This is a genomic window from Mesorhizobium sp. B3-1-9, assembly GCF_006439595.1.
Lineage (GTDB): Bacteria > Pseudomonadota > Alphaproteobacteria > Rhizobiales > Rhizobiaceae > Mesorhizobium.
This window is the reverse complement of sequence record NZ_VFTJ01000010.1, coordinates 162,561-187,091: the sequence shown is the minus strand read 5'-3', so window position 1 is coordinate 187,091 and position 24,531 is coordinate 162,561. Positions and strand designations below refer to the sequence as shown.

Here is a 24,531-nt window from a genome sequence, read left to right as displayed (position 1 = left end):
GGTTTATCTAGACAGTCCAGGTGGGAGCGTTAACGAAGCGCTGAAGATCGTCGCGCTCATGGACAAATACGAAGTAACCGCCGTAGTCGGCGATCGAGCGCATTGCCTATCGGCTTGCGCATCCGTGATTTTCCTTTCAGCAAGAATTCATCTGATGATCGGCAACGCCGAACTCGGTTTCCACACCTGTCGCATAGGGCCGGGATTGGTAAGTCCGGAATGCAATAACCTCCTTAGCAACGGCACACTGAACCGGGGCACAGATTTCGGCGCGACCGAAAGTTTTTTGAAAGCCGGTGCCGACAGTCCCGAGGAAATGATCTATGTCGATTGGCGAGCAGCGGTCTTGTGGGGACTGCTTGGGCCACCCACGTACGATCCGACACTCGCCGTGCCCAGTTTCGATTGCGATCATCCTCAGTCCGAGTTGCAGCTGGTTACTTGTTCGGATTTGAGGCTATCTCGCTACGAAGCTTCCTATGCGCGGAGCATGCGCGCCCTGGCCAAACTCAAGGGCCAACGGCGATCTCAGTTTGAGAGTCAACTGAGATCAAGCCTGGAGGCAATTGCCGAGCGTTGTAAGGCCTCGGCCGATTGTCTCTTGTCCGAGTTCGGCAAGGCGCGAAAGGCCGTACGGGTGGATCTTGGCCAGCGCTCGCTGGACGCTCTGATGCGAAAGATTGACAGCCACCAGCAAAGGGAGCTTGTTCGTGCCTTTATAGGCAAATGTAGCATCCCCTCGACCTGTGGCAGGGTCGATCTCCTGGATGCTCCTTTTGAATTTGCGCAGGCGAACTTTGCAAACCTGTTTGCTATGCTGGTCTTGGCGGAGGCCAAGGGTGAAACTCCGTCTCAAGGCTTCTCCAACCCAAAGGTTGGAACCTCAGATTGCGTTTTCTTTGATCTCTGCGATCCGCGAATTAAAACAATCAATTGGATGTGGTTCTCTGACGCGGGAGCAAGAAAAGTTCCTCGTTCGCAAATCGTTAAATTTATTGAGGATCGTAGAGCAACACTGCCGCCGCAGGAGCTCCAGTGAAATCCAGACGCCAGATTTGTCGTGGCGGGAAACGCCCCATCTTTGGACAATAGGAATGTCGGGGCCGTTCTCGTAGCGTCGCTCTATGCCCTTTCAGGGTCAGCAAACGCAATGGCTTTTTCGCTGCATAGCGAGCAGGGGTTTAAGTTAGAGCGCCACCACTTTCCGGAATACATGGCAGTTGATGCCGGTGCCGGTTTTGGGCGGGTGACGCGTCAAACTTTGAGCCATCTTCAACAAGGCAGGCCGGGATGAGTACGGCAACGTCCGAGTTTTCTTCAACAGCACTGGTGGCCGCGTCGAGGAAGCGATGGCGGTGGTCCGAATTTTTGATCGCGTCGAAGAGCCTATTTCTCCCTAACCGGTTGTCTTGGAGCCTAGACCAGCCTCGACAAGTCGGCGGAACGCCTCCGATCTGGTGGGAAGATCGGGCTGATTTCGGCGCCATTCGTCAACGCGGGCAAGCAAGTCACTCGTAAGCCGCAGTTCGAACCGCTCAGTTTTGTTATCAATAGCATCGGGCGTGTTTGACAATGAATATGTCCGTAATGTACGGTATGTCCGTAAATTGTGGTTTGCGCTTTGCGGCCGAACAACGTGCACGAACACGTCGCTCGGCCTGACCACAACCCCAGCTGTTTGGAGCTCGGATCATGGTTGATTCCGACAATACCACGACTTTGCCTTTCGTCATCGCCCGGCAACGCGATGAGCCCGAGAGGTTAGGCCCCCAAGTCACAGATTCCGCCTTGAGAGTATGGAGCCAGTGGCTACGAGCCCGGTACGCCTCCATGCTGCTATGCCGAGTGCAGCAGCGGTTGGAGAGCCAAATCATGGTCAATCCCGGAATTCAGGGATTGACGGCAGATTCACCGAGGCGAGTTCCAGGCCAAACAGGCCAAACAGGCCAAACAGGCCAAACAGGCCAAACAGGCCGCACTCTCGGCGATCCTCAAGAGTATGCAATCGCGTGTGAGGCCGAGGTATTTGCGATGACCGAAGCCCTGAAACTTCAGGATTCTATCCCAGAAGTCGCCGCTACGTCGCTCATCGGCGTTATCGCCAAGTTGGAAATGATCGTCGGCGCTGATCGGGATATTGGTGACCCCACCGACTTCCCATGGCCGCACATAGCTTCCGTACTGCGTGACTTAAAGGTGATCGCAGGAGATCTGCCGGTTTGTAGCCGAAGCCGGGAAAGGACGCGGAGCGATGTTGCCAAGCATTGGGAGTCCGCAATCAAGCTGGTCGCTGCCATGAAAGAGGACGGCGCGGTGGAGTACCGTGGCGATGTACCGGACTTGTGACTCGTTTCCTCACCACTTATCGCCTGCAGCCCACCTTGACGATCGAGACGTAACCGCAAGACGCAAGTCATTGCACGCCGTAGCCCTACGACATGAATTTCGTGCTTTCCTTCGCCGTCCGGAGGACTCTGATGGCGGGTCGATTCACCGTTAGGAGAGCGACCGCGATGGCAGAGGAAACCAAGACTGGGCCGCAGGCGTTGGTTCCGGCGAACGACAACGGCGGCATCGTAAACCCCGAGGGTCGCCCTGAAGACATGGCGGCGGCCAAGCTGGATCGGGTGGTGCTGGATGTCGCCCGGCTGATCGGCCGGCAGCTGGCGCGGGAGGCGTTCGAGGCTGGATCCGCGGCCAACGACAATCGGCCGGGCTGTCAAAAGGGAGAGGGCAGGGGGCCGGATGGCAAATCCCTCGGAAACAGAAGAGAGGATCCGCCGCCATGACCCGTGTCGCACTCTATGCCCGCTATTCTTCCGACAGCCAGCGGGATGCCTCCATCGAGGACCAGTTGAGGCTGTGCCGCGAGCAGGCAGCGCGCGAGTGCTGGAGCGTGGCGGGAACCTATGAGGATGCAGCGATCTCCGGTGCCAGCACCGTGCTGCGGCCGGGCATCCAGCATTTGGTGCGCGATGCCCAGCGAGGCCGCTTCGAGGTCGTGCTGGCCGAGGCGCTCGACCGCGTCAGCCGCGACCAGGCAGATGTCGCTACCCTCTTCAAGCATCTCAAATTCGCCGGCGTTGCCATCGTCACCTTGGCCGAGGGCGAGATCAGCGAGTTGCATGTCGGCCTTAAGGGCACGATGAATGCCCTGTTCCTCAAGGACCTTGCCCTCAAGACCCATCGCGGCCTGCGGGGGAGAGTGGAGAAGGGTAAGGCCGGAGGCGGGCTGTGCTACGGCTACCGGGTGGTGAAGAAACTGGATACCGCAGGTGAACCGGTTCGCGGCGACCGCGAGATCGTGCCGGAGGAAGCAACCATCGTGCGCCGCATCTTCCGCGAATTTGCTACCGGCAAGAGCCCGAAGGCAATAGCCGTCGACCTCAACAAGGAGGGCGTTCCTGGTCCGCTCGGTCGACACTGGGGTGATACCAGCGTGCGAGGGCATGTCATCCGAGGTACCGGTGTCATCAACAACGAACTCTACACCGGTGTGCTGGTTTGGAACCGCCTGCATTTCGTCAAGGATCCTTCCACCGGCAAGCGCGTTTCACGGGCCAATCCGCCAGCCAAATGGATCCGCACCGAGGTGCCGCATCTCAGGATCGTCGACGACGAATTGTGGCAGGCCGTGAAGGAGAGACAGAAATCCATCGCCAGCCAGTTCGAGGCTGTGGCGATCGCCACGCGCAAGGCCCGGGCGAGGAAGCTGCACACTATGAAGCGGCCGGTCTCCCTGCTTTCCGGGTTGCTCACCTGCGGCTGCTGCGGCGGGCGCTACGGCCTGTTCACACGCGAGCGCTATGCCTGCCTCAACCACCAGCGCCGGGGCATCTGCGACAATGGCCGCTCCATCACCCGCGAGAAGATCGAGCAGCGAGTCCTCGCAGGCCTGAAGGAAAGGCTCGTCTCGGCCGATGCCGTGGCCGAGGCGATTAGAGCGTACGCCCATGAGACCAACCGCCTGAACCAGGAGCGTCGCGCGCAAGGCGAACAGGACCGCAGGGCGCTCGACAAGATCGAGCGCGCCATCGCCGGCATTATGGCCGCGATCGAGGACGGCCTGTACCAACCTTCGATGAAACCGAGAATGGGAGACCTGGAGAGGCAGAAGGCGGAGATCATCGCGCGTCTGGCAGTGGCGCCCACTGACGTGCCCGACCTGCATCCCAACATCGCCACTCTTTATAGGAAGCGGGTCGAGCAGTTTACACAAGCGCTCGCCAAGAACGAGGACGGACGTGTGGCCGCCGAGGCGTTGCGCTCGTTGATCGGCGAGATCGTACTCACTCCCGGCGACAAGCGCGGCGAGGTCCATGCCGAGCTACGCGGCGAGTTGTTCGGCATCCTCGAACTCGCTAAACCCGACCAAAATCCAAGGTCTAACGATCTTATGACAAAAGGGGTTGCGAGTCCCCGCAACCAAACTCAAAACGGCCCGCTCAACGCGGGCCGTTTTGTTATTCGGCTGTGAGGGCCGGTCGATTTGAACTCTCATCAGGGGCCTTCAATAGGGCAAAGCCGACGCCCCGGGACAGAGAAGCCAAATCCTGGCCTCGCTACCAGCTTCGATTGAAAAACGCCGGCAACTCGACGAGTTGCCGGCGTTTTGCTTCGTGGCGCAGTTCCGCTCAGACGGAATCGTCAGGCGGGCTTGTCGTCGGGATGGCCAAGCTCGCAGAACCAGCCGCCGAGATATTTCACCGACGGCTTGTTCGGATCGGGAACAGGGGTTTTGGCCTCGACCGCCGCGCGAAATGGCTCGGCGCTGTCCTGCGGGATGAAGCCAAGGTGGTCCGCGCCGCTGTTGTCGACCATCTTCAGCCTGTTGTTGGAAATGCCGAAGGAGATCGTGTGGCCGACGCGCGGCGCGGTAAGCGACGCTTCGACCAGGCGCACGCAATCGGCGAAGGACAGATATGACCACAGCATGCGCCGGTCGGCCGGTTCGGGGAAGGACGAGAAGATGCGCAGGCACGCCGTCTCGATGCCGAACTTGTCCCAATAGAGCCGACTGAGGCTCTCGACGAAGTTCTTCGAAACGCCATAGAGGCTGTCGGGGCGTACCGGGGCGTCGACCCCGATATGCGCCTCGATCTCGTGATAGCCGATGGCATGCACCGACGAGGCGTAGATGACGCGCTTCGCGCCGTGTTTCCGGGCGCCTTCATAGATGTGGTAGGAGCCGCGGATGCTGGAATCGAGGATGGTCTGCCATTCGCATTCGAGCGGCGCGCCGCCGAAATGGACGATCGCGTCGCAATCCTTGGTCGCGGCGATCGTGGCTTCCATGTCGGCGAGGTCGAAGACCGCTTCCTCCTCGTGCGGCTCAAGGTCGCCGAAGGGTTCGCGCCCCGCCAGGCGGATCGTCTTGGCCAACGGCGCCAGCCCCTTGCGCAGCTGCGAGCCGAGCCGGCCGGCGGCGCCGGTGATCAGGATACGTTCGTAATGCGGCATCACTTACTCCACTTGCGCGACGGCGGCGTTGATCCGCGCGATCGCCTCGGTCAGCACCTCTTCGCTGGTCGCGGTCGAGATGCGGAAATAGGGTGACAGTCCATAGGCGACGCCAGGCACCGACGCCACCTGGCCTTCGTTGAGAAGATAATTCGAGACGGCCGCGTCGTCCTCCAGCACGACACCCTTGGGCGTCTTGCGGCCGATCAGGCTGGCGCAGCCGATATAGGCGTAGAAAGCGCCTTCCGGCGGCGACAGCGTCAGGCCATTGATCTTCCGGATGCCGTCCACCACCAGGTCGCGGCGCGCCTCGAAAGCCTGGCGGAAGCGGGCGACTTCATGCTGCGGGCCGTTGAGCGCGGCGACAGTCGCTGCCTGCGCGATCGAGCAAACCGAGGTGCAGGATTGGCTCTGGATGGTCGACATCGCCTTGAGAAGTGGTGCCGGCCCAGCCGCATAGCCGACGCGCCAGCCAGTCATCGCATAGGATTTCGAAACGCCGTTGACGATCAGCGTGCGGTCCTTGAGCTCGGGGCAGGCCTTGCCGAAGGAAACGAACTCGCGTCCGTCGAACAGGATGTGCTCGTAGATCTCGTCGGAAAGGATGAGCACCTGCGGATGCTTCGCCAGCACAGCGGCCAGCGCCTTCAGATCGGATTGCGAATAAACCGCGCCGGACGGGTTGCCCGGCATGTTGAGGAAGAGCCACTTCGTCCTTGGCGTGATCGCCTTTTCCAAGAGCGCCGGCGCCAGCCGGAAGCCGGTGGTCTCCGGGCATTCGACAACGACCGGCGTGCCGCCGAGCAGCTTCACCATTTCCGGGTAGGAGACGAAATACGGCGCCGGCAGGATCGCCTCGTCGCCGGTCTCGAGCGTCGCCATAAGCGCGTTGAAGATGATCTGCTTGGCACCGTTGGCGACGACGATATCATCGGCGGTGTAGTGCAGCCCGTTCTCGCGGCGGAATTTGCCGGCTATGGCTTCGCGCACTTCGACCGTGCCGGCGGCGGCCGTGTAGAGTGTCTGGCCGGCCTTGGCGGCGAAATGAGCGGCATCGACGATGTGATGCGGTGTCGGAAAGTCGGGTTCGCCCAGGCCGAGATCGATCACGTCGACGCCCTTGGCGCGCAGCGCCTTGGCGGCCTGCGAAGCCGCCATCGAAGCCGAAGGCTTCACCGCCGACAGGCGCGAGGCAACATAGCTCATCAGTCGTTCTCCGTGATGTAACCCTTGGACCGGTCATTGGCTCGCGCGGCCGCATTGCGTTTGGCCGGATCGCCATAGCCGCCGCCGCCCGGCAGTTCGAGGATCAGCCGCCGTCCTGCCGGCACATGCTGCCAGCCTTTCGGGCGCATCTTTGTGCCGTCGTCGAGCTTGACGACACCAGCGACGCCCGGCTTGCCGCCGTTGCGTCCGTGGGCCGGATGATTGACGCGGTCGAACATGGCCGAGAAGTCGAATTCATGGCCGTCGGTGGCGGCGATCTCGATAACCTGCCCCAAGCCGCCGCGGAATTCGCCGTCGCCGCCGGAGTTGGGCCGCAACTCCTTGCGCCAGATGACGATCGGCCCGGTATGTTCGGTCGCTTCGATCGGCATGGTGTGGACGCCCGACGGAAAGGCCGTGGCCGACAGGCCGTCGAGCTCGGGGCGGGCGCCCATGCCGCCGGAGTTGAACATCAGCACCTCGGCGCGCCGGCCGGACGCGCCGGCAACGGGGCGCGCCGAAATATGGATGTTCCAGAGCGCGCCGGCGCCTTCGGCAAGGATTTTTCCGGGCAACGCCTTGGAGAAGGCGCCGAGCACCAGATCGGGAACCATGTGGCCGAAAATATGCCTGAGCGCCACCGGCGCCGGCCGCACCGCGTTCAGGATGTTGACCGGCGACGACACGGTGAAGAAGGCGAGCGAGGCGGCATTGTTGGGAATGTCGGGCGCCACCATGCATTTCAGCGCATAGCAGGCATAGGCCTTGCTGTAGATGATTGGGCAGTTGAGGCCCCAGCGGCTCATCGGATCGGTGCCGGTGAAATCGACTTCGACATGGTCGCCGTGGACCGAGACCGTGGCTGCGAGCTTGACCGGCTCGTCGTAGCCGTCGGTCACCAGCTCGTTCGACCAGCTTCCCTTCGGCAGCGCCTCGATGCGCTCGAGCATCGCGTCGCGGGTGCGCGAGAAGATGAAGTCGCCGAGGCCGACGAGCGAGGCCAGGCCGATCTCCTTCATCATGTCGACTAGGCGCCGGTGGCCGACCTCGTTGCAGGCGGCCAAGGAATAGAAATCACCAACCACCTGGTTGGGCTCGCGGACATTGGCGCGCAGGATGCGGACGAGATCGAGATTGACTTTGCCCTTTTCCGCGAACTTCATGATCGGGATCTGGATGCCTTCCTCATAGACCGACTTGCCGTCGGCGCCGAAGCCGCGGCCGCCGACATCGACGACATGCGCGGTGCAGGCGAAGAAGGCCACGAGCTCGCCGTTGAGGAAGGACGGCGACACCATGGTGATGTCGTGCAGGTGGCCGGTGCCGAGCCAAGGGTCGTTGGTGACATAGGTGTCGCCTTCGAACATCTCCTCGCGCGGGATTGCGTGCATGAAATGCAGCACCGCCTCGGCCATGGTGTTGACGTGGCCGGGCGTGCCGGTCACCGCCTGCGCCAGCATCTGGCCGCGCGGATCGAACACGCCGGCCGACAGGTCGCCGGATTCGCGCACGGAGGTCGAGAAGGCCGTGCGCAGCAAAGTGAGCGCCTGCTCCTCGACCACCGAGATCAACCGGTTCCACATGACCTGCATGCGGATTTCGCCAATGCTGTTCATGCCTGGGTCGCTCATGCCTGGCTGCCTTTGCGGATCAGGAGTATCGCGCCGTCGCTCTGGATGACGGCGTCGAAGCTGGTGGTGACGACGGTGGACGTCTCGCGCTCGACGATGACGGCCGGACCGGCGACGCGGTCGCCGGCGCAGAGCGTGTCGCGCTCGACGATACCATAGGTTCGCGAGGCGCCGCTGACAGGGTCAAAGACCTCGCGCGTCGTTGTCGGCTCGTTCGTCTTTTTGCCTTTGGTCAGCTCGTGCCTCGCAACGGCGGGTCGAACATCCGTCGCCTTGACCGACCAGGTGACGATCTCGATCTCCAAGCCGTCGAGGCCTTCGATGGCGCGGCCGAAGAAGCGCTGGTAGTTCGCCTCGAACAGCTCCTTGAGTCTGGCCACGGCATCGTCGCCGAACGGTTCGTCCGCCAGCGGCACGGGGATTTCCCAGCCCTGGCCGGCATAGCGCATGAAGGCGGTGATCTCGCAGACGATTTTTCCGCTGGCACCGGTGCGCACGAAACCCTCGGCGGAGGCTTTGAGGTCGGCGAGGAGTGCGTTGACTTCGGCCGGCTTGAAGCGCGACAGGCGCGTCAGCTTCGACGCCAAGGCTTCGTAGCCGAACGGCGCCTTGAGGAAGCCGATCGCCGACCCGACGCCGGCGCCGCGCGGCACGATGCATTGGTCGATCCCGAGCTTTTCGCAAAGCCTTGCGGCGTGGAGGGGTGCTGCGCCACCAAAGGCGATCATCAGATTGTCGGATATGTTCTTGCCGTTTTCGACGGCGTGGACGCGGGCGGCATTCGCCATGTTCTCGTCCACCACCTCGCAGATGCCGAAGGCGGTCGCGATGGCATTCAGCGACAGGCGCTCGCCGACATCGCGCAGGATCGCCTGCTCGGACGCGGCGGTGTCGAGCTTGATCGCGCCGCCGGCGAAATTGTCGGGGTCGAGCTTGCCGAGCACGAGGTCGGCGTCGGTGATCGCCGGACGCTTGCCGCCGCGGCCGTAGCAGGCGGGGCCGGGTTCAGAGCCGGCGCTTTCCGGTCCGGTCTGGATGCGGCCCATGGCGTCGACCCAGGCGATCGAGCCGCCGCCGGCGCCGATCTCGATCATCTCGATCACCGGGATGGAGATCGGCATGCCCGAGCCCTTCGAAAAGCGGTAGGTGCGGGCCACTTCGAAGGTCCGCGCCGTGCGCGGCGCAAAATCCTCGATCAGGCAGATCTTGGCGGTGGTGCCGCCCATGTCATAGGAGACGACCTTTTCGAGCCCGAAGCACCGGGCGATGTCGGCGGCGAAAATGGCGCCTCCCGCAGGACCGGATTCGACCAGGCGAACCGGGAATTCCGAAGCGGTTTCGACCGAGATCAGGCCGCCGCCCGAATGGATCATGAAGACCGGGCAGTCGGCGCCCATGTCCTTCAGCCGCGTCTGCAGGCGGGCGAGGTAGTCAGCCATCTGCGGCCGTACATAGGCGTTGGCGCAGACCGTGTTGAAGCGCTCGAACTCGCGCATCTGCGGCGAGACCTCGGCGCTGATCGAAATCGGGATGGTGAGTTTGCGAGCGAGGATCTGGCGCGCTCGGCGCTCGTGGTCGGGGTTGGCGTAGGCGTGGATGAAGCCGATCGCCACCGAACCGAAATTGCCGGCAGCGACCCGGTCGGCGATCTCCTCGAGCGCGGCCTCGTCGAGCGGCTGCAGCTCCTGCCCCTCGGCGCCGATGCGGCCCCTGACCGTGAAGCGGTCCTCGCGCGGGATCAGCGGCGTCGGCAGTTGCAGGTTCAAGTCATACTGCTCGAAGCGGTTCTCCGTCCGCATCTCGATCACGTCGCGAAAACCTTCGGTCGTGATCAGCGCTGTCCGGGCGCCGCGCCGCTCGATCAGCGCGTTGGTGGCGAGCGTCGTGCCGTGGATGATGATGCCGATCTCGGCTGCAGAAATTCCGGCATCGCGGATCACCACGTCGATACCGTCGAGGATCGCCTGCTCGGGCGCCGCATAATTGGTCAGCACCTTGGTCGAAAACATCGTTCCCCTGACATCGAGCGCGATGTCGGTGAAGGTGCCGCCAATGTCGGCGCCGAGACGGATGTCGTCTGATCTGGAGGTCATGCCTTGGCCTTCTGCGAAGCAAGCGCGGCGTCGCGCATCTGGGAAAGGGTTTGCCGGGGCGTGAGCGCTTCGGGCGAGATGGCGATGTCGAGGACCGCGCCCGTTGTCGAGGCGAGCGCCCGATCGAAGGCGGCGGCGAAATCCCCGGTCGATTCGACGCGCTCGGCGTGAAAACCATAGGCCTTTGCCAGCGCCACGAAGTCCGGGTTTTCCAGCGAGGTGCCGGAGACGCGGGCCGGATAGTTGCGTTCCTGATGCGCGCGGATCGTACCGTAAATGCCGTTGTTGATGATGAGCACGATCGGCTGCGCGCCGGCCTGCATGGCGGTGCCGAGCTCCTGGCAATTCATCTGAAAGTCGCCGTCGCCGGCAAAGCAGACGACAGTACGGTCCGGATAGGCGACCTTCGCGGCGACTGCCGCCGGCAGGCCGTAGCCCATGGCGCCGGATTGCGGCGCGAGCAGCCGCGCCTGCGGTCCGAACTTGAAGAACTTGTTCGGCCATACGGTGAAATTGCCGGCGCCGTTGGTGAGGATGACGTCGGCCGGCAAGGTCTCGCGCAGCCAGGCGCTGACCGCGACCATGTCGACCGGGCCGGGCTGTACGGGTGCCGCGAAGGCGCCTTCATAGGCCTTGCGCGCCGCCGCGCGCCAGTCGGCCCAGCCACCCTTCACCGGTGTCAGGGCCTTGGCGAAAGTGTTCGGGCCGGCGTGGATGCCGATCGCGGGCACATAGATCTTGCCGATCTCGCGGTCGGAGCCGTGCGCATGGATCAGCTTCTGGCGCGGCACCGGAACGTCGAGCAGCGTGTAGCCGTCCGTCGTCATCTCGCCGAAGCGGACATTGACGGCCAGGATCACGTCCGCATCGCGGATCAGCGTCTTGACATGCGCCACCATGCCGACGCCGGCTTCGCCGACGAACACCGGCGAATGGTTGTCGAACTGGTCCTGGTAGCGGAAGGCGGCAACCACAGGGATGTCTGAAGCCTCGGCGAAGGCCTGGAGCGCGGCGCGTCCATCGGTCGTCCAGTTGGCGCCACCCATGAGCAGCACCGGCTTCTCTGCCGCAGCCAGCATCTCAAGCGCCGCCGCGACGGCATCCCGCGACGGAGCGGCTTCGAAAATCGAAGCAGGGCCGCTGAGCGGCGCGGCCTCGGTCATGGTCGTCAGCATGTCTTCGGGCAGCGCGACGACGACGGGGCCGGGCCGGCCGGTCAAGGCGGTGGTCCAGGCGCGCGCTACGATCTCGGGAAGTCGCGCAACGTCGTCGATCTCGACCGCCCATTTTGCGACGGTCCCGTAGACCGCCCGGTAATCGATCTCCTGGAAGGCTTCGCGGCCTTTCATGTCGGTGCCGACCTGGCCGACGAAGAGGATCATGGGCGAGGAGTCCTGCATGGCGGTGTGGACGCCGATGCTGGCATTGGTCACGCCGGGGCCACGCGTCACGAAGCAGATGCCCGGTGTGCCCGTCAGCTTGCCATAGGCGGAAGCCATGAAGGCCGCGCCGCCTTCGTTGCGGCAAAGCACGTAGTCGAGCTTGCCATGGGTATCGTGCAGCGCGTCGAGGACGGCCAGATAGCTCTCGCCGGGAACGCCAAAGCTCTTGGCGGCACCCAAGGCAATGAGGCACTCGACAAGAAGGCGACCGCCATTGCGGACCATGCTTCGACATCCTCTTAAAGCTGGCGGCAAGCGGACCGGGCCTGCCCTTGCAACTATACCTGCACCGCGGCGGGCCGGCGCGAAATCAAGAAATGCGATCCATACGAAAGTTTTTCTTTGCTATGGAATCCGCACCAGAACACCGGGGTTCATCGTAGCCTGCGGATCGAATGCGCGTTTGAGCCGCGCCATCAGGCTACGCTCGGTGGAGCCGCGGTTACGGTCGGCCATGGCGATCTTGGCGCGGCCGAGCCCATGCTCGGCGGCAAAGCTGCCGCCCATGTCGGTGGCTAAGGCAGCCAGCGCCTCGGCGAATGCCCCAGCCTTGCCGTCGAAATCGGCGCGGCCTTCCGGCGGCGACAGATTGTAGTGGATGTTGCCGTCGCCGAGATGGCCGAACGGGTTGATCCGCACGCCGGGAAGAATGTCGTGGCATAGTTTCGCGCCGGCCTCGATGAAGCGCGCGATCGCGCCCGGCGGCACGGAGATGTCGTGCTTGAGCTGCTCGCCCTCCAGCCGCTGGCCCTCCGGCTGCTCCTCGCGCAGCCGCCAGAACTGCGCCCGTTGCGCGCCCGAATTGGCCAGCGCGCCATCCACGACCAGGCCTTGCTCCATGCCCCATTCCAGCGCCGAAGCCAGGATCTCGTCGAGAGGGACGCGCGTCGAGCCCGACGCCACTTCGACGAGCAGATAGACGTCGCCCCTCGTCTCCAGCTGATAGGCAAGATCCGGCAGATGCTTGAGCGCGAGCGTCAGGCCGACATCCGAAAAGAACTCGAGGCCGGCCAGGAATTCTCCGGCCTCGCCGCGCAGGAAGGCGCCGAAGGACACGGCGGCGGCGAAGTCGGACATCACCAAGAGCGCGCTCGCCTGCTGCTTTGGCGTGGGATAGAGCCGAAGCACGGCGCGCGTCACGATGCCGAGCGTGCCTTCCGAACCGCAGAACAGCTTGCGCAGCTGATAGCCGGCATTGTCCTTCTGCACGGCGCGAAGACCGTCCCACACCGTGCCGTCCGGCATCACGACCTCGAGGCCGAGCACCAGATCCTGCATCATGCCGAAGCGAAACGCCTGGCTGCCGCCGGCATTGGTGCCGATCAGGCCGCCGATCCTGGCGCTGCCTTCGGCCCCGAGATGCATCGGAAACATCAGGCCATGCGGTTCCAGCGCCTCATGCAGCGCGGCAAGCACGACGCCCGCGTCGACGATGATCGATCCGCTCTCCGGCTCCGGTTCGCCGATCGCCGTCATGCGTGAGAGCGAGACGATCGCCGCGTTCGCCCGATCGGCGACGGCGCCGCCGCACAGGCCGGTGTTCCCGCCTTGCGGGATCACCGCCACGCCTGCCTCCCTGCATATGTTTACGACTGCCGCCACCTCCGCGGCGCTGGCAGGCCTGGCAATCCCAAGAGGCGCTACGCCATAGCGGTTGAGCCAATCGCGGTGGTAGGGCTCGGCATCACCACCGGAAAGCCAGCCTTTCGGCCCGAGGATTGCCTGCAATGCGATAACGAGATCAGCCATCTGGGTACCTGAGATGTGGATGAGCCGCGTATAGACAGTAAGGCCGTACGGCTCAATGACCCAGGACCTGCGACAGGAATTGTCGCGTGCGCTCGTTCCGGCAAGAGGTGAAGAACTCCTCCGGCGGCGCCTCCTCGACGATCTCTCCGCCGTCCATGAAGACCACCCGGTCGGCGACACGCCGCGCAAAGCCCATCTCATGCGTGACGCAGATCATCGTCATGCCGTCGGAGGCGAGCGTCACCATCACGTCCAGCACCTCCGATATCATTTCCGGATCGAGCGCCGAGGTCGGCTCGTCGAAAAGCATGATCTGCGGCTGCATGCAAAGCGCCCGCGCAATCGCCACACGCTGCTGCTGGCCGCCGGAGAGCTGGCCGGGAAACTTCATCGCCTGCTCGGGGATGCGGACCTTCTCAAGATAGCGCCGGGCAGTTGTCTCCGCTTCCGCGCGCGGCAGCTTGCGCACGATCATCGGCGCGATCATGCAGTTCTCCAGCACCGTCATATGCGGGAACAGGTTGAAGTGCTGGAACACCATGCCGACTTCGCGCCTGATCCCGTCGATGTTGGCGACATCGTCGTTGAGCTCGGTACCGAGCACAGTGATGCGGCCGCCATCGTGCTGCTCGAGCCGGTTGATGCAGCGGATCATGGTGGACTTGCCGGAGCCGGAAGGACCGCAGACGACGATCCTTTCGCCCCGCCCGACGGACAGGTTCACCTTCCGCAGCGCATGGAATGTCCCGTAGTGTTTGTCGAGGTTTTCGATGCGGACCGCCGGTCCGGAAGCTTTGCCCGGATTCATGTCTACCGCCTCCTCACCGTTCGCCGACCGACATGCGGCGCTCGAGGAAGGCGCCGTAGCGGGACAGGCTGAAGACGAAGACGAAGTAGATGAAGGCGATAAAGGCGTAGACCTCGACATAGGCGAAGCGCCATTCGCCGGTGCCGTAGGCGGCGTTGCCGGAGGCCAGGATCTCGAAGAAGCCGACGATGACCACCAGCGAGGTTTCCTTGAACGAGATCACGAACTGGTTGATCGTCGCCGGCAGCGCGTTGCGCATAGCCTGCGGCAGAAGGATGCGGCCGATGCGCTGCCAGTAGCTCATGCCGAGAGCCATGGCGGCTTCTTCCTGTCCCGCCGGCACCCCTTGCATGCCGCCCCGCACGATCTCGGCCTGGTAGGCCGAGAAGAACAGGGCGGAGCCGAGGATGACCCGATAGAGCTTGTCGCCCACCAGCCATTGCGGCAGCGCGAAGGGCAGGACGATGGCGAAGGTGAACAGGATCGAGATCAGCGGCAGCGATCGGACCCCGTCGATGATGAGCGCGGTGGTCCGCGATATCCAGGGAAGCTCCGAGCGCCGCAGCAGAGCTAGGCAGATCGCCAGCGGGAAGCCGATCAGGCAGGTGGTGACGAAGATGAAGAGGGTCAGCGCCAGGCCGCCCCAGGCTTCCTCGCCGACATAAGGCAGTCCAAGCACGCCGCCCTTCATCAGCATATAATAGAGGGCCGTGCCTGCTCCCCAGACGAACGCGATGCGGCGGCCCGTCCAGAAGGCCGGGATGCAGCTCAGCACCGTCATCACCACGACGGCCACACAGGCAAGTGCGGAGCGCCATTGCTCCTCGAAGGGATAGAGGCCGAAGAGGATGATGCGCCACCTTGCCGCGATGACCGACCAGCAGGCGCCGGCCGCCGCCTGGCAGGCCTCCGGTCCGCCGCTCGTCGTGAAAACGGCCGAGAAGACCGCCCAGTTGAGCAGCTTCCAGACGACGAAAGCCAGGATCGCCAGCGAGATCAGCGACAGCAGCGCCTGGAGCGGCGTCGCGAAGAAGCGGCGCTTCAGGTCTTCGACCTTTCCCGGGGCAGGGGGAGCGACAACGACCATCTCCATCTCTCACGCCCTCAGTTGATTGCCCTTCAGGGCAATGGCTTTGTTGATGCGGTTGAAGATGGCGGCAAGGCTGAGGTTGATGGCGAGGAAACCCGCCATCAGGATGCCGATGGTTTCCAGCGTCTGGCCGGAATGGTTGATGGTCAGCGCCACGATCATGAAGAAATCGGTGAAGCCGACGGCGATGCCCATGGTCGTCGCCTTCATCAGCCAGACATACTGGTTGGCGAGGATCGGCAGCATGGCGCGCAGCGCCAGCGGCAACCGCACAAGCGTGAACACGCGCCAGGGGCTCAAGCCCAGCGAAAGCGCCGCTTCCATCTGGCCTTTGCCCACCGCCTTGAAGCCGCCGCGCACGATCTCGGCGATGTAGGAACCGCCATAGATGGCGATGGCGATCGCCAGCGCGGAAAACTCCGGCGGAATACGCAGGCCTCCCTTGAGATTCAGGCCTTGCAAGGCGGGGAAGTCGAGAAGTGGCAGGTCCGGCAAGCGACCGAGCGCCAGGATGACGGCGGCGGCGGCCAGCGCCGTCGCCGCCGCGGCCAGTTGAATGCCGAGCCGCTCGCCGAATGGTCGGCTAAGGCGCGACGTCCTGCCCAGCCAGACGGGAAGCGCGATTGCCGCGATCACGGCAAGTATCGCCGCCGCAAACGCGATGGCCCCGACATTGGGGATCGGCAAGTAGAGGCCGCGGCTGGTCAGCAGCATGCCGAATGCCTCATGCGCGGCGCGCGGCGTCGGCAGGTGCGTGATGACGGCGTACCAGAAGAAGACCTGGAGGATCAGCGGGATGTTGCGGAAAATATCGACATAGGTGCGGCCAAGCAGCCGCGCCAATTCGTTCGAGGACGTTCGTGCCAGGCCGACGATCGTTCCGACCAGCGTCGCCAGCATCAGCCCGACGGTGCCGAGGAACAGCGTGTTGATGATGCCGATGAGGAAGAACCACCAATAGGGATCGTTGGCCGTGGCGGGCAGCAGCGAGAAGTTCACGTCCCAGCCCGTTGACTTGTAGAGGAAGTCGAAGCCGGAGGTGATCCCTTGCTCGGCAAGGTTGCGCCGGGCGATGACCACGCCGGCGAGCACAAGCGCCGTAAGCGCGCCGACATAGAGAACCTGCAACAGCGCGTTGCGGACCTTCTGATTTCTCAGCAGGCTGACCATCGACCTATCTTTCTCGAATTGCTGCCGGCTCCGCCCGGCGCAAGCCAAGCGGAGCCCAGAGCAGGATAACTTCAGACGCGGATCAGTCGATCACCAAGGGGATCAATCGATCACCAGCGGGAACAGGACGCCGCCATTGTTCCACAGGTTGGTCAGCTCGCGATCCATCTTGTAGGGCGAATCCTTGCCGAGATCGCGATCGAAGATCTCGCCGTAATTGCCGACCTTCTTGATGACGTTGTAGGCCCAGTCGTCGGAAAGCCCGAGACCCTTGCCCATGCCCGGCGTGACGCCGAGGAATTTCGCCACCTGCGGCGAGGTCGGCTTGGCCTTGATCTCGTCGACATTCTTGGAGGTGATGCCTTCCTGCTCGGCGAAGATCAGGGTGCTCAGCGTCCAGTTGGCGATGTCCACCCAGTTGTCGTCGCCTTGGCGCATGATCATCACCTCGGGCTCGACCGCGAGCACGTCGGGCAGGATCACATGATCTTCGACCTTGCTCTTGGCGATGCGGGCGATGGCCAGCGTCGGACCCCACTGCGCATAGAGATCGCAGCGGCCGGAGAAATAGGCTTGTTCCAGCTCTTCGGTCTTTTCGATCAGCACCGGCTCGAGCTTGATGCCGAGCTTCTGGGCGTAGGCGGCGACCTGCTGCTCCTGCGAGGTGCCGGCGGGGATGCAGATCGTGCCACCATTGGCGTCCTTGAGCGACTTCAGGTTCAGCTCCTTATGCGCCATCACCTTGGTGGTTCCGAGGTAATAGGACATGGAGAATTGCAGGCCGAGCTCGGTGTCGCGGCTGAGCGTGCCGCCCGAGGCCTTGATGATGATGTCGACGTCGCCCGACTGGAGCGACGGCCAGCGCTGCGCCCAGCTGATCGGAACGATCTTCAGCTTCGCCGGATCGCCGAACACGGCCGTGGCCACCGCCTTGCAGAGGTCGATGTCCATGCCCTTCCAGTTGCCCTTATCGTCCACCTCGGCAAAGCCGAGATAGGAGCCGTCATGGCCGGTGCAGTTGAGCACGCCGCGCGCCTTGACGGTTTCGAGCGTCTTGCCGCCGGCGGCTTCAGCGGGTGCGGCCAGATGAACGAGGCCCAGGGCCATAGCGGCGGCCCCCCATTTGATCATTTTCATTTTGATTGTCTCCACTGTTGAGGTTGTTCCGTTTCTTGTTGTTGGAGCCCGTAGGATGCCTTTCGGAGCTCGGTCTCTAAGCCGCTTGTCAGTCGGAAAGCGGGGTCGGTTTCGGCAAGGAGATCTTGAGGTCGCTGCGCCAATCCTCCTGGGCTAGCCATCGATGGAGCGCGGCCACAGCCTTCACACGCAGATGCCCACGCGGGACGACGAGGTAGAAGCCCGGGACTTCTTCCGGCTTCATATCGGCGATGGCGTCGCGGCCGATCGGCGCGACCAGCGCGCCGGAGCGAAAATCCTCCTCGGCGTCGATGACGGAGACGAGGCCGACGCCGATGCCCTGCAAGGTCGCACGGCGCATCGTCGCCGCGTCGTCGAAGCTGATGCTGCGGTCTCCGTCGGTCAGCTCCACGCCGAGGTGCCGCAATATGTCCGGCCACAGGCGCTTCGACTTGACCGTGTCGAGCAGCGTGAAACGCGTCAGGTCATGCGCCGACTTGATCTTCTCGCCGATCGCCGGCGTGCAGCAGATGATCTTCGGGTCAGGCACCAGCAGCGTGACCTCGTAGTCGGGCCAGTTGCCGTAGCCCCACTGCACCGTCATATCGATGTCGTCGCGGCCGAAGTCGGGCAGGTCGACCATCGTGGTCAGGCGCAGGTCCGCTCCCGGCAGCATCTCGCGGAACAGCGAAAGCCTTGGCAGCAGGTAATGCGTCGCGAAATACGGGCTCGCATTGAGGTTGATGCGGTCGCGGTAGTTCGACTTGGTGACGCGGCGCACGCCTTCGGAGAACTCGTCGAAGCCCGCCTTGACGTAGTGCGAGAGCAGGATCGCCGACTCGGTCAATTCGATGGACCGGCCCCTGCGCTCGAACAGCGTCACCTGAAGCGTGTCTTCCAGCAGCTTGATCTGCTGCCCGACCGCCTGCGGCGTGACCAGCAATTCGTCGGCCGCCTGCCGGAAGCTCTTGTGCTGCGCGACGGCGTGGAAGACGCGAAGCGCATTCAGCGAAGGAAGGCGAAGCTTGCCGGTCATGGTAATTCCGCCTCCTTTCGTTCGAGCTCCGTCGATCATGCACTGCCATATGTCCAGCGGCGCCAGGCCGCCGAGACTCTATGCGTAGATATAACCACCTGAAACGATTACGTTTTCTCCGGTCATGTAGGTGTTCTTCGGGCCGCCGGTCATCAGCACCCATTCGGCGATCTCGCTGGGCTCGGCGCCACGGCCGAGCGGACTTGCCTTGGCCAGTTCCTCGAGGAAGCCGAGTGCCTTGGCCTTCTCGGTGGCCATGCCGGCCGGCGCCACGGAGTTCACCAGGATGCCGTCCTTGGCGGCATAGTGCGCGAAGGACCGCGTCAGGCTGACGACGGCTGCCTTCGTCGCAGCATAGTGGGCGTTCTGCGGATGCGCCTTGAAGGCGTCGACCGAGGTCAGGTTCACGATCCGCCCGCGCACATGATCCTTCGGCTCTTGCGCCTGCATGTGGCGGACTGCCGCCACCATCATATGGTAGGTGCCCTTGATGTTGATGCCGTTTGAGGCGTCCCACTCGGCGTCGGTGATCTCGAGCAGCGGCCGACGCGGATAGATGGCGGCGCAGTTGATCAGCGTGTCGACGCGCCCGAGCTTGGCCACGATGGCGTCGAAGGCGGCGTGGCATTGCGGACCGACCTGGATGTCGCCAGTCGCCGCCGCGGTCGGCAGGCTCTTGGCCTTTGCCGGTTCGAGCGCGCTCTCCGCGGCCTGCTGGTTGATGTCGATGATGCCGATCTTTGCCGCCCCGGCCTCGACAGCCATCTTGGCCAGGAGCGCGCCGAGGCCGGCGCCGCCACCAACGATCAGAACGGAAAGATCCTTCATTGCAGTTTTCCCTACTTGGTGCCGCTGGGCGAGGTCGGCCAGGTCGGCATGATGTCGAAACGGGTGACGTCGGCCCATGCCGGCAGCGCGAGCACCGCGACGACCATCCGGGCCACGTCGTCGGGCTGCACCACCTTGCTGGCGTACATGGCGGCGCGCGCCTTGGCGTCGAGGATGTCCTGGTAGAGCTGCGTCTCGACACGGCCGGCGACGATCTCGGTGACGCGCACGCCGGACGGGGAGAGGTCGGCGCGCAGCGCGGCGGCAAAGCCGGAGATCGCAGCCTTGGTGGCCGCATAGACGGCAATGTTGGAGAATGCGGCGTGGCCCGCGACGGAGCCGGTGAACAATATGTGCCCCGACTGCCGCTCCCGCATCTGCGGCACGACGAGGCGGGTGAGCAGGATCGCCGCGCTGAGGTTCACCTCCAGCGTGGTGTCGATGTCCGCGATCTTCATGTCGGCGAAATTGCCGAGCGGCGGCATGATGCCGGCATTGTTGATCAAGACGTCGATGGTGAGATCCGCCAGCACCGCTTCCAGCGCCTCACGATCGGTGACGTCGACGGCGATGGGGACGATGCCCGGGCGCTCGGCCTGCAGGTCTTTCAGCGCCGCCTGGCTGCGGCCGGCCGCATAGACGTCGTAGCCGGCGTCGCTCAGCGCGATCGCCATCGCCCGTCCTATGCCGCTCGTCGCTCCGGTGATGAAGGCTGTCGTCACTTGGGCTTCCCCATTTGCGGCTTCCCCATTTGCCTGGTTTTCAGTGTGCGGCGCGGGCCAACGCGGCGAAACCAAGAAAACCAGCAAAAAGGAAAGATAAACTTTCGAAAGCCTAGCTGCCGACCCGAATATTCCAACCTCCCGGTGTGGCGGCAAATGCAGACAGCCCAAGGAAAACAACGTCTTCAGCGCGCGGGAGCGGACCGTTGGCCGCAAACCGAGAAAAAACACGGCTTTCGCGAACGACTGGCTTGGCGCGCGGCGACGGGGGCGAACGACATCGAAGCCGGCCAAACTATCCGGCTGTCGGCAAGGGCTTTCTCAGGTCGGTGAAAAGTGAGGCGGCGGCGGCTTTCTGTTCTGCTTCGGTGGCCTCGATGCCCGAAGCTTTCGCCAGCGCGCGCACACGTCCCAGGCTGTTCTGCAGATGCTTGCGCATCGCCTGGCGGGCCTTACTTGCGTCCTGGCTTTCGATGGCATCGACGATCGCTTTGTGCTCGCTGTGGATGCGCGCGTAGTAGCTGTCCTTGAGCGCGGGCTCGACCACGTAGCCGAGCTGGAATCGCGGCACGATCATCGGCCCGAGATAGCTCAAGAAGCCGTGGATGAATTCATTGCGCGCAGACTTGGCGATGGCGAGGTGGAAATCATAGTCGTAGTGGATCTGGACGGCGGCGGGGTCCGCATGCCGGGCGTCGATCTCATCCATCATGGCGCGGATGTCGCTTGCCTCCTTGTCGGTCCGCCGTTCCGCGCAGAGCCCGGCGGATTCCACTTCGACGCTCAATCTGAGCTCAAGCAACGCGATGGTCTCCGGCAATGTCCGCAGCGCCTCCTCCGGAATCGAGAAATTGCGCGGCGCGGGCGTTTCGCTGACGAACATGCCGCGCCCCTGTTGCGGCACAACCATGCCCTCTGAGCGCAGCCGCGCCACCGCCTCGCGCACGACGGTGCGACTGACGTCGTATTCGGCGCAAAGTTCCGCCTCCGTCGGCAGTTGAGCGCCGGGAACCAGCGATCCGGAGCGGATCTTTTCGGACAGGCTCTCCGCCACGACGGTGGACAGCGGCTTGCGCTTCGTCATCGGTCTCCCCTAGAGCAATTCCAGGAAAAGCGTGTAGCGGTTTTCCGTCGGGAATTGCGTAGAAACAAAGAGATAGAGCGGTTCGGCGTTTCCGTGAAACGCTGAAACGCTCGACCCAGATTCGGGGATGATGCCCGAACCGGCAGGACCATTCAAACCGCCGCGGTGACGATCAGTTCGACCAGCATGCCGGGCTTGGCCATCCGGCCTTCGCCGGAGGATCGCGCGGGCGCGTGCTCCTTCGGCATCCAGGCGTCCCAGACCGTGTTGACCTCGTCGAAATCGCGCACGTCGTCCAGCCACATCTGGACGTGGAGGATGCGCGTCTTGTCCGTGCCTGCCTTGGCAAGCAGTGCGTCGATCTTGCCGAGCACCTCGCGCATCTGGTCGGCCGCCGATTGGCCGGGCCGGGCGACCTGGCCGGTGAGGTAGAGCGTCCCGTTGTGGATGACGCCGTGATGGATGCGGGTGTCGAAGTCGAAGCGCTGAATGTCGCTCACTTGTTCTCTCTCAGATTGCCGGTGTCTGCCGGATGGGGTTGCCTTGCAGGTACTGTGCGTATGGCGCCTGCACGAGCCAGCCGGCATCGACCGGAAGCGTGACGCCGGTGATCGACGCGGCGCGGTCGGAGCAGAGGAACAAGGCAGCCTCGGCGACGTCGCGCGGCTCGACGAAGCGGCGCAGCGCAGTCGTAGCCTGGATGGCTTGCGGGTTGCGCTCGCCCTTGGCGATCTTTGCCTTCAGCCCGTCCGACAGCGTGTAGCCGGGCGCCACGGCATTGACGCGAACACCATGCGGGCCGAGCTCGGCGGCCAGCATTTGCGTCAGCGCCAGGACAGCATGCTTGCCCGGCGTGTAGGCCGGCAGCGACAGTGGCGCGAAAGAGGCAAGTGAGCCGACATTGAGGATCGCGCCGCGCCCGGCGGCCGACATCAACCGGCCGAACACCTGGCAGCCGAGCAGCGTGCCGCGATAGTTGATGCGCCACATCCGCTCGTCTTCGTCGAGATCCTGGTCGAGGACGTGCTTGCCGCTCTGCAGGATACCGGCGCAGTTGACCACGACATGCGGCGTGCCGAAGGCGCTTGCGACACCCGCGGCCAGGGCTTCGACCGAGGCCGAGTCGCCGACATCGGTTTGCACGAAAAGAGCGCGCGGCGCGCCGGCACTCTCGCAAGCGTCGGCGGCTTCCTTGCCTCGAACAGCATCGCGGCCGGCGACGATAACCTGATAGCTGTCCCCGGCGAAGCGCTCGGCGATCGCGCGGCCGATGCCGGACGTGCCGCCAATGACGACGGCGGTCGGTGCGTCAGCCATTGCGGCGATCCTTGCGCTCGATGTCGAAGAATTCCGCCATGGCCTCGACCTGGAAATCCATCATCGGGCGTCCCGGCTGGATGCGGCAGCCGATCTCCTTCGCCGCCTTGAGCAGCGCCGTTTCGGCTGGCTCCATGATGATGTCGACGACCGTCATCTGCGGCGTCAGCTTGCTGACGTCCATCGGCAATGGATCGCTGGCCTTCAGCCCGGACGGCGTGGCGTTGATCGCCATATCCATGCCGGACGGATCAGGTTCTCCGACCTCGATGCGGCAGTTAGGGAAAGTCTTGCCGACCAGCGAAGCGAGCTTTTGCGCGCGCTCCTTGTCGATGTCGGCCAGACGGATTTCCGCCGCGCCTTCTTCGGCAAGGCAGTAAGTCAGCGAGGCGCCCGCGCCGCCGGCGCCGACCTGAAGGATGCGCTTGCCGGTGATCCGGTGTCCGCCGGCCTTCAGTCCTTCGATGAAGCCGACGCCGTCGAAATTGTCGGCATACCAGGTGCCGTCCGCCTGCCGGCGCACGGAATTCGCGCTCTGCACGCGCGAAGCGCGATCATGGGCGGCGGCGCATTTGTGGAAGACTGGAACCTTGTACGGCACCGAGATGATCACGCCCCGGATGTTCTCGGCCGCCGTGATGCCGGCCCAGAACGTGTCGAAATCCTCCGGGCGGCAACTCAGCGGCACCATCAGGCTGTCGAGCCCCTTCTGCTCGAAGATATCGTTGAAGATGCCGGGGCTTTTCGCATGGCCTACGGGATGGGCCAGCATGACGAAGACATCGGCCTTGCCGGTTCCGCGCATCATTATTCCTTTCCGTTTGAGAGTTCGTGATGACTGAGGATTTCGAGGGCTCGAACGAGTGAAGAATGGTCGGCCTCCGCGCCTCCCGCCCGGGCTGAGCAGGCATTCATCAGCTGCTGCGCCGCTGCCGTTCCCGGCAAGGCCACGCCGAGCGCGCGGGCGCTTTCCAGCGCAAGATTGAGATCCTTCTGATGCAGCCGGATACGAAAACCCGGCGCGAAGCTGCGGGCGATCATGCGTTCGCCATGTACCTCCAGGATCCGTGACGAGGCGAAGCCACCCATCAGCGCGCCGCGCACCTTGGCCGGATCGCAACCGGCCTTACTGGCGAAGACCAGCGCCTCGGCGACCGCCTCGATGTTGAGCGCGACTATGATCTGGTTGGCGATCTTGCAGGTCTGGCCGGCGCCGTTGTTTTGCCCGATCAAGGTGATGTTCTTGCCGAGCTTCTCGAAGATCGGCAGCGCGCGCTCGAATTCGGAGGCCGGCCCGCCGACCATGATGGTGAGGCTGGCCGACTTGGCGCCGACCTCACCGCCGGAGACCGGCGCATCGAGATAGCCTGCGCCTGCCTGCCTTATCTTCGCGGCGAAGCCGGCCGTGGCGATTGGACTGATCGAGCTCATGTCGATGACCAGCTTGCCGGCCGAAATTCCTTCCAGCACGCCGTTCTGCCCGAACAGGACGCGCTCGACGTCGGGCGTGTCGGGCAACATGGTGATGACGAACTCGGACGCCCGCGCCACCTCGGCGGGAGAGGCAACCACCGATGCGTCGAGGGCCTCCGGCAGGGGAGAGCGGTTGAGGACGGTGACGATCTCATGCCCGGCATCGGCGAGATGCCGAGCCATCGGCGCGCCCATGACGCCAAGTCCGATGAAGCCGATTTTCATAGGCAACTCCCATGCGGCGCCGAAGCGCCTTGCAGCTCAAGCTAGGCATATGATATAGGA

Annotated in this window: 21 protein-coding genes and 1 pseudogene; 4 read left to right on the top strand and 18 right to left on the bottom strand. The window is 63.8% G+C overall.

Going from position 1 to position 24,531, the window contains the following annotated elements; translation table 11 throughout:
- The 4 genes and pseudogenes from FJW07_RS19620 to FJW07_RS19605 form a co-directional block, all read left to right on the top strand.
- A pseudogene (locus FJW07_RS19620) lies at positions 1–1,039 on the top strand (hypothetical protein); the annotation flags it as partial.
- Between the two features lie 992 nt (positions 1,040–2,031).
- The gene (locus FJW07_RS19615; protein ID WP_246680808.1) at positions 2,032–2,346 is read left to right on the top strand and encodes a hypothetical protein; all 315 of its coding nucleotides are present in this window, start codon (positions 2,032–2,034) and stop codon (positions 2,344–2,346) included.
- Between the two features lie 167 nt (positions 2,347–2,513).
- On the top strand, positions 2,514–2,789 hold the full coding sequence (locus FJW07_RS19610) for a hypothetical protein (RefSeq protein WP_140858318.1): 276 nt from the start codon (positions 2,514–2,516) through the stop codon (positions 2,787–2,789).
- Positions 2,786–4,477: a recombinase family protein gene (locus FJW07_RS19605; protein WP_140858316.1), complete on the top strand. Its 1,692-nt coding sequence runs from the start codon at positions 2,786–2,788 to the stop codon at positions 4,475–4,477. Before FJW07_RS19610 ends, FJW07_RS19605 begins: the two co-directional genes overlap by 4 nt.
- Before the next feature lie 170 nt (positions 4,478–4,647).
- Here FJW07_RS19605 and FJW07_RS19600 read toward each other — a convergent pair whose 3' ends face one another.
- The 18 genes from FJW07_RS19600 to FJW07_RS19515 all read right to left on the bottom strand — a co-directional run bounded on the left by FJW07_RS19600 (position 4,648) and on the right by FJW07_RS19515 (position 24,471).
- The gene (locus tag FJW07_RS19600) at positions 4,648–5,460 is read right to left on the bottom strand and encodes an NAD(P)-dependent oxidoreductase (protein WP_140858314.1); all 813 of its coding nucleotides are present in this window, start codon (positions 5,458–5,460) and stop codon (positions 4,648–4,650) included.
- Positions 5,461–5,463: 3 nt separating this feature from the next.
- The gene (locus FJW07_RS19595; RefSeq protein ID WP_140858312.1) at positions 5,464–6,666 is read right to left on the bottom strand and encodes a pyridoxal phosphate-dependent aminotransferase; all 1,203 of its coding nucleotides are present in this window, start codon (positions 6,664–6,666) and stop codon (positions 5,464–5,466) included.
- On the bottom strand, positions 6,666–8,282 hold the full coding sequence (locus FJW07_RS19590) for a hydantoinase B/oxoprolinase family protein (protein WP_140858328.1): 1,617 nt from the start codon (positions 8,280–8,282) through the stop codon (positions 6,666–6,668). Before FJW07_RS19590 ends, FJW07_RS19595 begins: the two co-directional genes overlap by 1 nt.
- Positions 8,283–8,293: 11 nt before the next feature.
- Entirely contained in the window at positions 8,294–10,390 is a 2,097-nt protein-coding gene (locus FJW07_RS19585; protein ID WP_140858310.1) for a hydantoinase/oxoprolinase family protein, read from the bottom strand.
- A complete protein-coding gene (locus FJW07_RS19580; protein WP_140785711.1) occupies positions 10,387–12,057 on the bottom strand; it encodes a thiamine pyrophosphate-binding protein in 1,671 nt (556 codons plus the stop codon). Before FJW07_RS19580 ends, FJW07_RS19585 begins: the two co-directional genes overlap by 4 nt.
- Positions 12,058–12,177: 120 nt before the next feature.
- On the bottom strand, positions 12,178–13,581 hold the full coding sequence (locus tag FJW07_RS19575; protein ID WP_140709473.1) for an FAD-binding oxidoreductase: 1,404 nt from the start codon (positions 13,579–13,581) through the stop codon (positions 12,178–12,180).
- Positions 13,582–13,633: 52 nt separating this feature from the next.
- Entirely contained in the window at positions 13,634–14,389 is a 756-nt protein-coding gene (locus FJW07_RS19570; RefSeq protein ID WP_140709475.1) for an amino acid ABC transporter ATP-binding protein, read from the bottom strand.
- 13 nt (positions 14,390–14,402) lie between these two features.
- On the bottom strand, positions 14,403–15,476 hold the full coding sequence (locus tag FJW07_RS19565; RefSeq protein ID WP_246680807.1) for an amino acid ABC transporter permease: 1,074 nt from the start codon (positions 15,474–15,476) through the stop codon (positions 14,403–14,405).
- A 9-nt stretch (positions 15,477–15,485) separates the two neighbouring features.
- Positions 15,486–16,649 carry an ABC transporter permease subunit gene (locus tag FJW07_RS19560; RefSeq protein ID WP_140785713.1) on the bottom strand — a complete coding sequence of 388 codons (1,164 nt, stop codon included), beginning with the start codon at positions 16,647–16,649 and terminating at the stop codon, positions 15,486–15,488.
- Positions 16,650–16,751: 102 nt separating this feature from the next.
- Positions 16,752–17,786 (bottom strand): amino acid ABC transporter substrate-binding protein, encoded by a 1,035-nt coding sequence (locus tag FJW07_RS19555; protein ID WP_140654345.1) that lies wholly within the window; start codon positions 17,784–17,786, stop codon positions 16,752–16,754.
- 88 nt (positions 17,787–17,874) lie between these two features.
- Entirely contained in the window at positions 17,875–18,822 is a 948-nt protein-coding gene (locus FJW07_RS19550) for a LysR substrate-binding domain-containing protein (protein WP_140654347.1), read from the bottom strand.
- 78 nt (positions 18,823–18,900) lie between these two features.
- On the bottom strand, positions 18,901–19,650 hold the full coding sequence (locus tag FJW07_RS19545; RefSeq protein ID WP_140858308.1) for an SDR family oxidoreductase: 750 nt from the start codon (positions 19,648–19,650) through the stop codon (positions 18,901–18,903).
- A gap of 11 nt (positions 19,651–19,661) precedes the next feature.
- The gene (locus FJW07_RS19540) at positions 19,662–20,372 is read right to left on the bottom strand and encodes an SDR family oxidoreductase (RefSeq protein ID WP_140858306.1); all 711 of its coding nucleotides are present in this window, start codon (positions 20,370–20,372) and stop codon (positions 19,662–19,664) included.
- Between the two features lie 295 nt (positions 20,373–20,667).
- The gene (locus FJW07_RS19535) at positions 20,668–21,456 is read right to left on the bottom strand and encodes a FadR/GntR family transcriptional regulator (protein WP_140858304.1); all 789 of its coding nucleotides are present in this window, start codon (positions 21,454–21,456) and stop codon (positions 20,668–20,670) included.
- A gap of 152 nt (positions 21,457–21,608) precedes the next feature.
- On the bottom strand, positions 21,609–21,956 hold the full coding sequence (locus FJW07_RS19530; protein ID WP_140696701.1) for a RidA family protein: 348 nt from the start codon (positions 21,954–21,956) through the stop codon (positions 21,609–21,611).
- Between the two features lie 10 nt (positions 21,957–21,966).
- Complete coding sequence (locus FJW07_RS19525; protein ID WP_140858303.1) at positions 21,967–22,773, bottom strand: SDR family oxidoreductase; 807 nt, start codon at positions 22,771–22,773, stop codon at positions 21,967–21,969.
- Positions 22,766–23,581 (bottom strand): shikimate dehydrogenase, encoded by an 816-nt coding sequence (locus tag FJW07_RS19520; protein WP_246680806.1) that lies wholly within the window; start codon positions 23,579–23,581, stop codon positions 22,766–22,768. The genes FJW07_RS19525 and FJW07_RS19520 overlap by 8 nt, the downstream gene beginning before the upstream one ends.
- The gene (locus FJW07_RS19515) at positions 23,581–24,471 is read right to left on the bottom strand and encodes a 2-hydroxy-3-oxopropionate reductase (RefSeq protein WP_140858301.1); all 891 of its coding nucleotides are present in this window, start codon (positions 24,469–24,471) and stop codon (positions 23,581–23,583) included. The genes FJW07_RS19520 and FJW07_RS19515 overlap by 1 nt, the downstream gene beginning before the upstream one ends.
- Positions 24,472–24,531 lie beyond the last annotated feature (60 nt).

Coding starts and splice junctions, on each gene's coding strand:
- FJW07_RS19615 (WP_246680808.1), top strand. CDS start 2,032: ATGACCGAAGCCCTGAAACTTCAGGATTCTATCCCAGAAGTCGCCGCT.
- FJW07_RS19610 (WP_140858318.1), top strand. CDS start 2,514: ATGGCAGAGGAAACCAAGACTGGGCCGCAGGCGTTGGTTCCGGCGAAC.
- FJW07_RS19605 (WP_140858316.1), top strand. CDS start 2,786: ATGACCCGTGTCGCACTCTATGCCCGCTATTCTTCCGACAGCCAGCGG.
- FJW07_RS19600 (WP_140858314.1), bottom strand. CDS start 5,460: ATGCCGCATTACGAACGTATCCTGATCACCGGCGCCGCCGGCCGGCTC.
- FJW07_RS19595 (WP_140858312.1), bottom strand. CDS start 6,666: ATGAGCTATGTTGCCTCGCGCCTGTCGGCGGTGAAGCCTTCGGCTTCG.
- FJW07_RS19590 (WP_140858328.1), bottom strand. CDS start 8,282: ATGAACAGCATTGGCGAAATCCGCATGCAGGTCATGTGGAACCGGTTG.
- FJW07_RS19585 (WP_140858310.1), bottom strand. CDS start 10,390: ATGACCTCCAGATCAGACGACATCCGTCTCGGCGCCGACATTGGCGGC.
- FJW07_RS19580 (WP_140785711.1), bottom strand. CDS start 12,057: ATGGTCCGCAATGGCGGTCGCCTTCTTGTCGAGTGCCTCATTGCCTTG.
- FJW07_RS19575 (WP_140709473.1), bottom strand. CDS start 13,581: ATGGCTGATCTCGTTATCGCATTGCAGGCAATCCTCGGGCCGAAAGGC.
- FJW07_RS19570 (WP_140709475.1), bottom strand. CDS start 14,389: ATGAATCCGGGCAAAGCTTCCGGACCGGCGGTCCGCATCGAAAACCTC.
- FJW07_RS19565 (WP_246680807.1), bottom strand. CDS start 15,476: ATGGTCGTTGTCGCTCCCCCTGCCCCGGGAAAGGTCGAAGACCTGAAG.
- FJW07_RS19560 (WP_140785713.1), bottom strand. CDS start 16,649: ATGGTCAGCCTGCTGAGAAATCAGAAGGTCCGCAACGCGCTGTTGCAG.
- FJW07_RS19555 (WP_140654345.1), bottom strand. CDS start 17,786: ATGAAAATGATCAAATGGGGGGCCGCCGCTATGGCCCTGGGCCTCGTT.
- FJW07_RS19550 (WP_140654347.1), bottom strand. CDS start 18,822: ATGACCGGCAAGCTTCGCCTTCCTTCGCTGAATGCGCTTCGCGTCTTC.
- FJW07_RS19545 (WP_140858308.1), bottom strand. CDS start 19,650: ATGAAGGATCTTTCCGTTCTGATCGTTGGTGGCGGCGCCGGCCTCGGC.
- FJW07_RS19535 (WP_140858304.1), bottom strand. CDS start 21,456: ATGACGAAGCGCAAGCCGCTGTCCACCGTCGTGGCGGAGAGCCTGTCC.
- FJW07_RS19525 (WP_140858303.1), bottom strand. CDS start 22,773: ATGGCTGACGCACCGACCGCCGTCGTCATTGGCGGCACGTCCGGCATC.
- FJW07_RS19520 (WP_246680806.1), bottom strand. CDS start 23,581: ATGATGCGCGGAACCGGCAAGGCCGATGTCTTCGTCATGCTGGCCCAT.
- FJW07_RS19515 (WP_140858301.1), bottom strand. CDS start 24,471: ATGAAAATCGGCTTCATCGGACTTGGCGTCATGGGCGCGCCGATGGCT.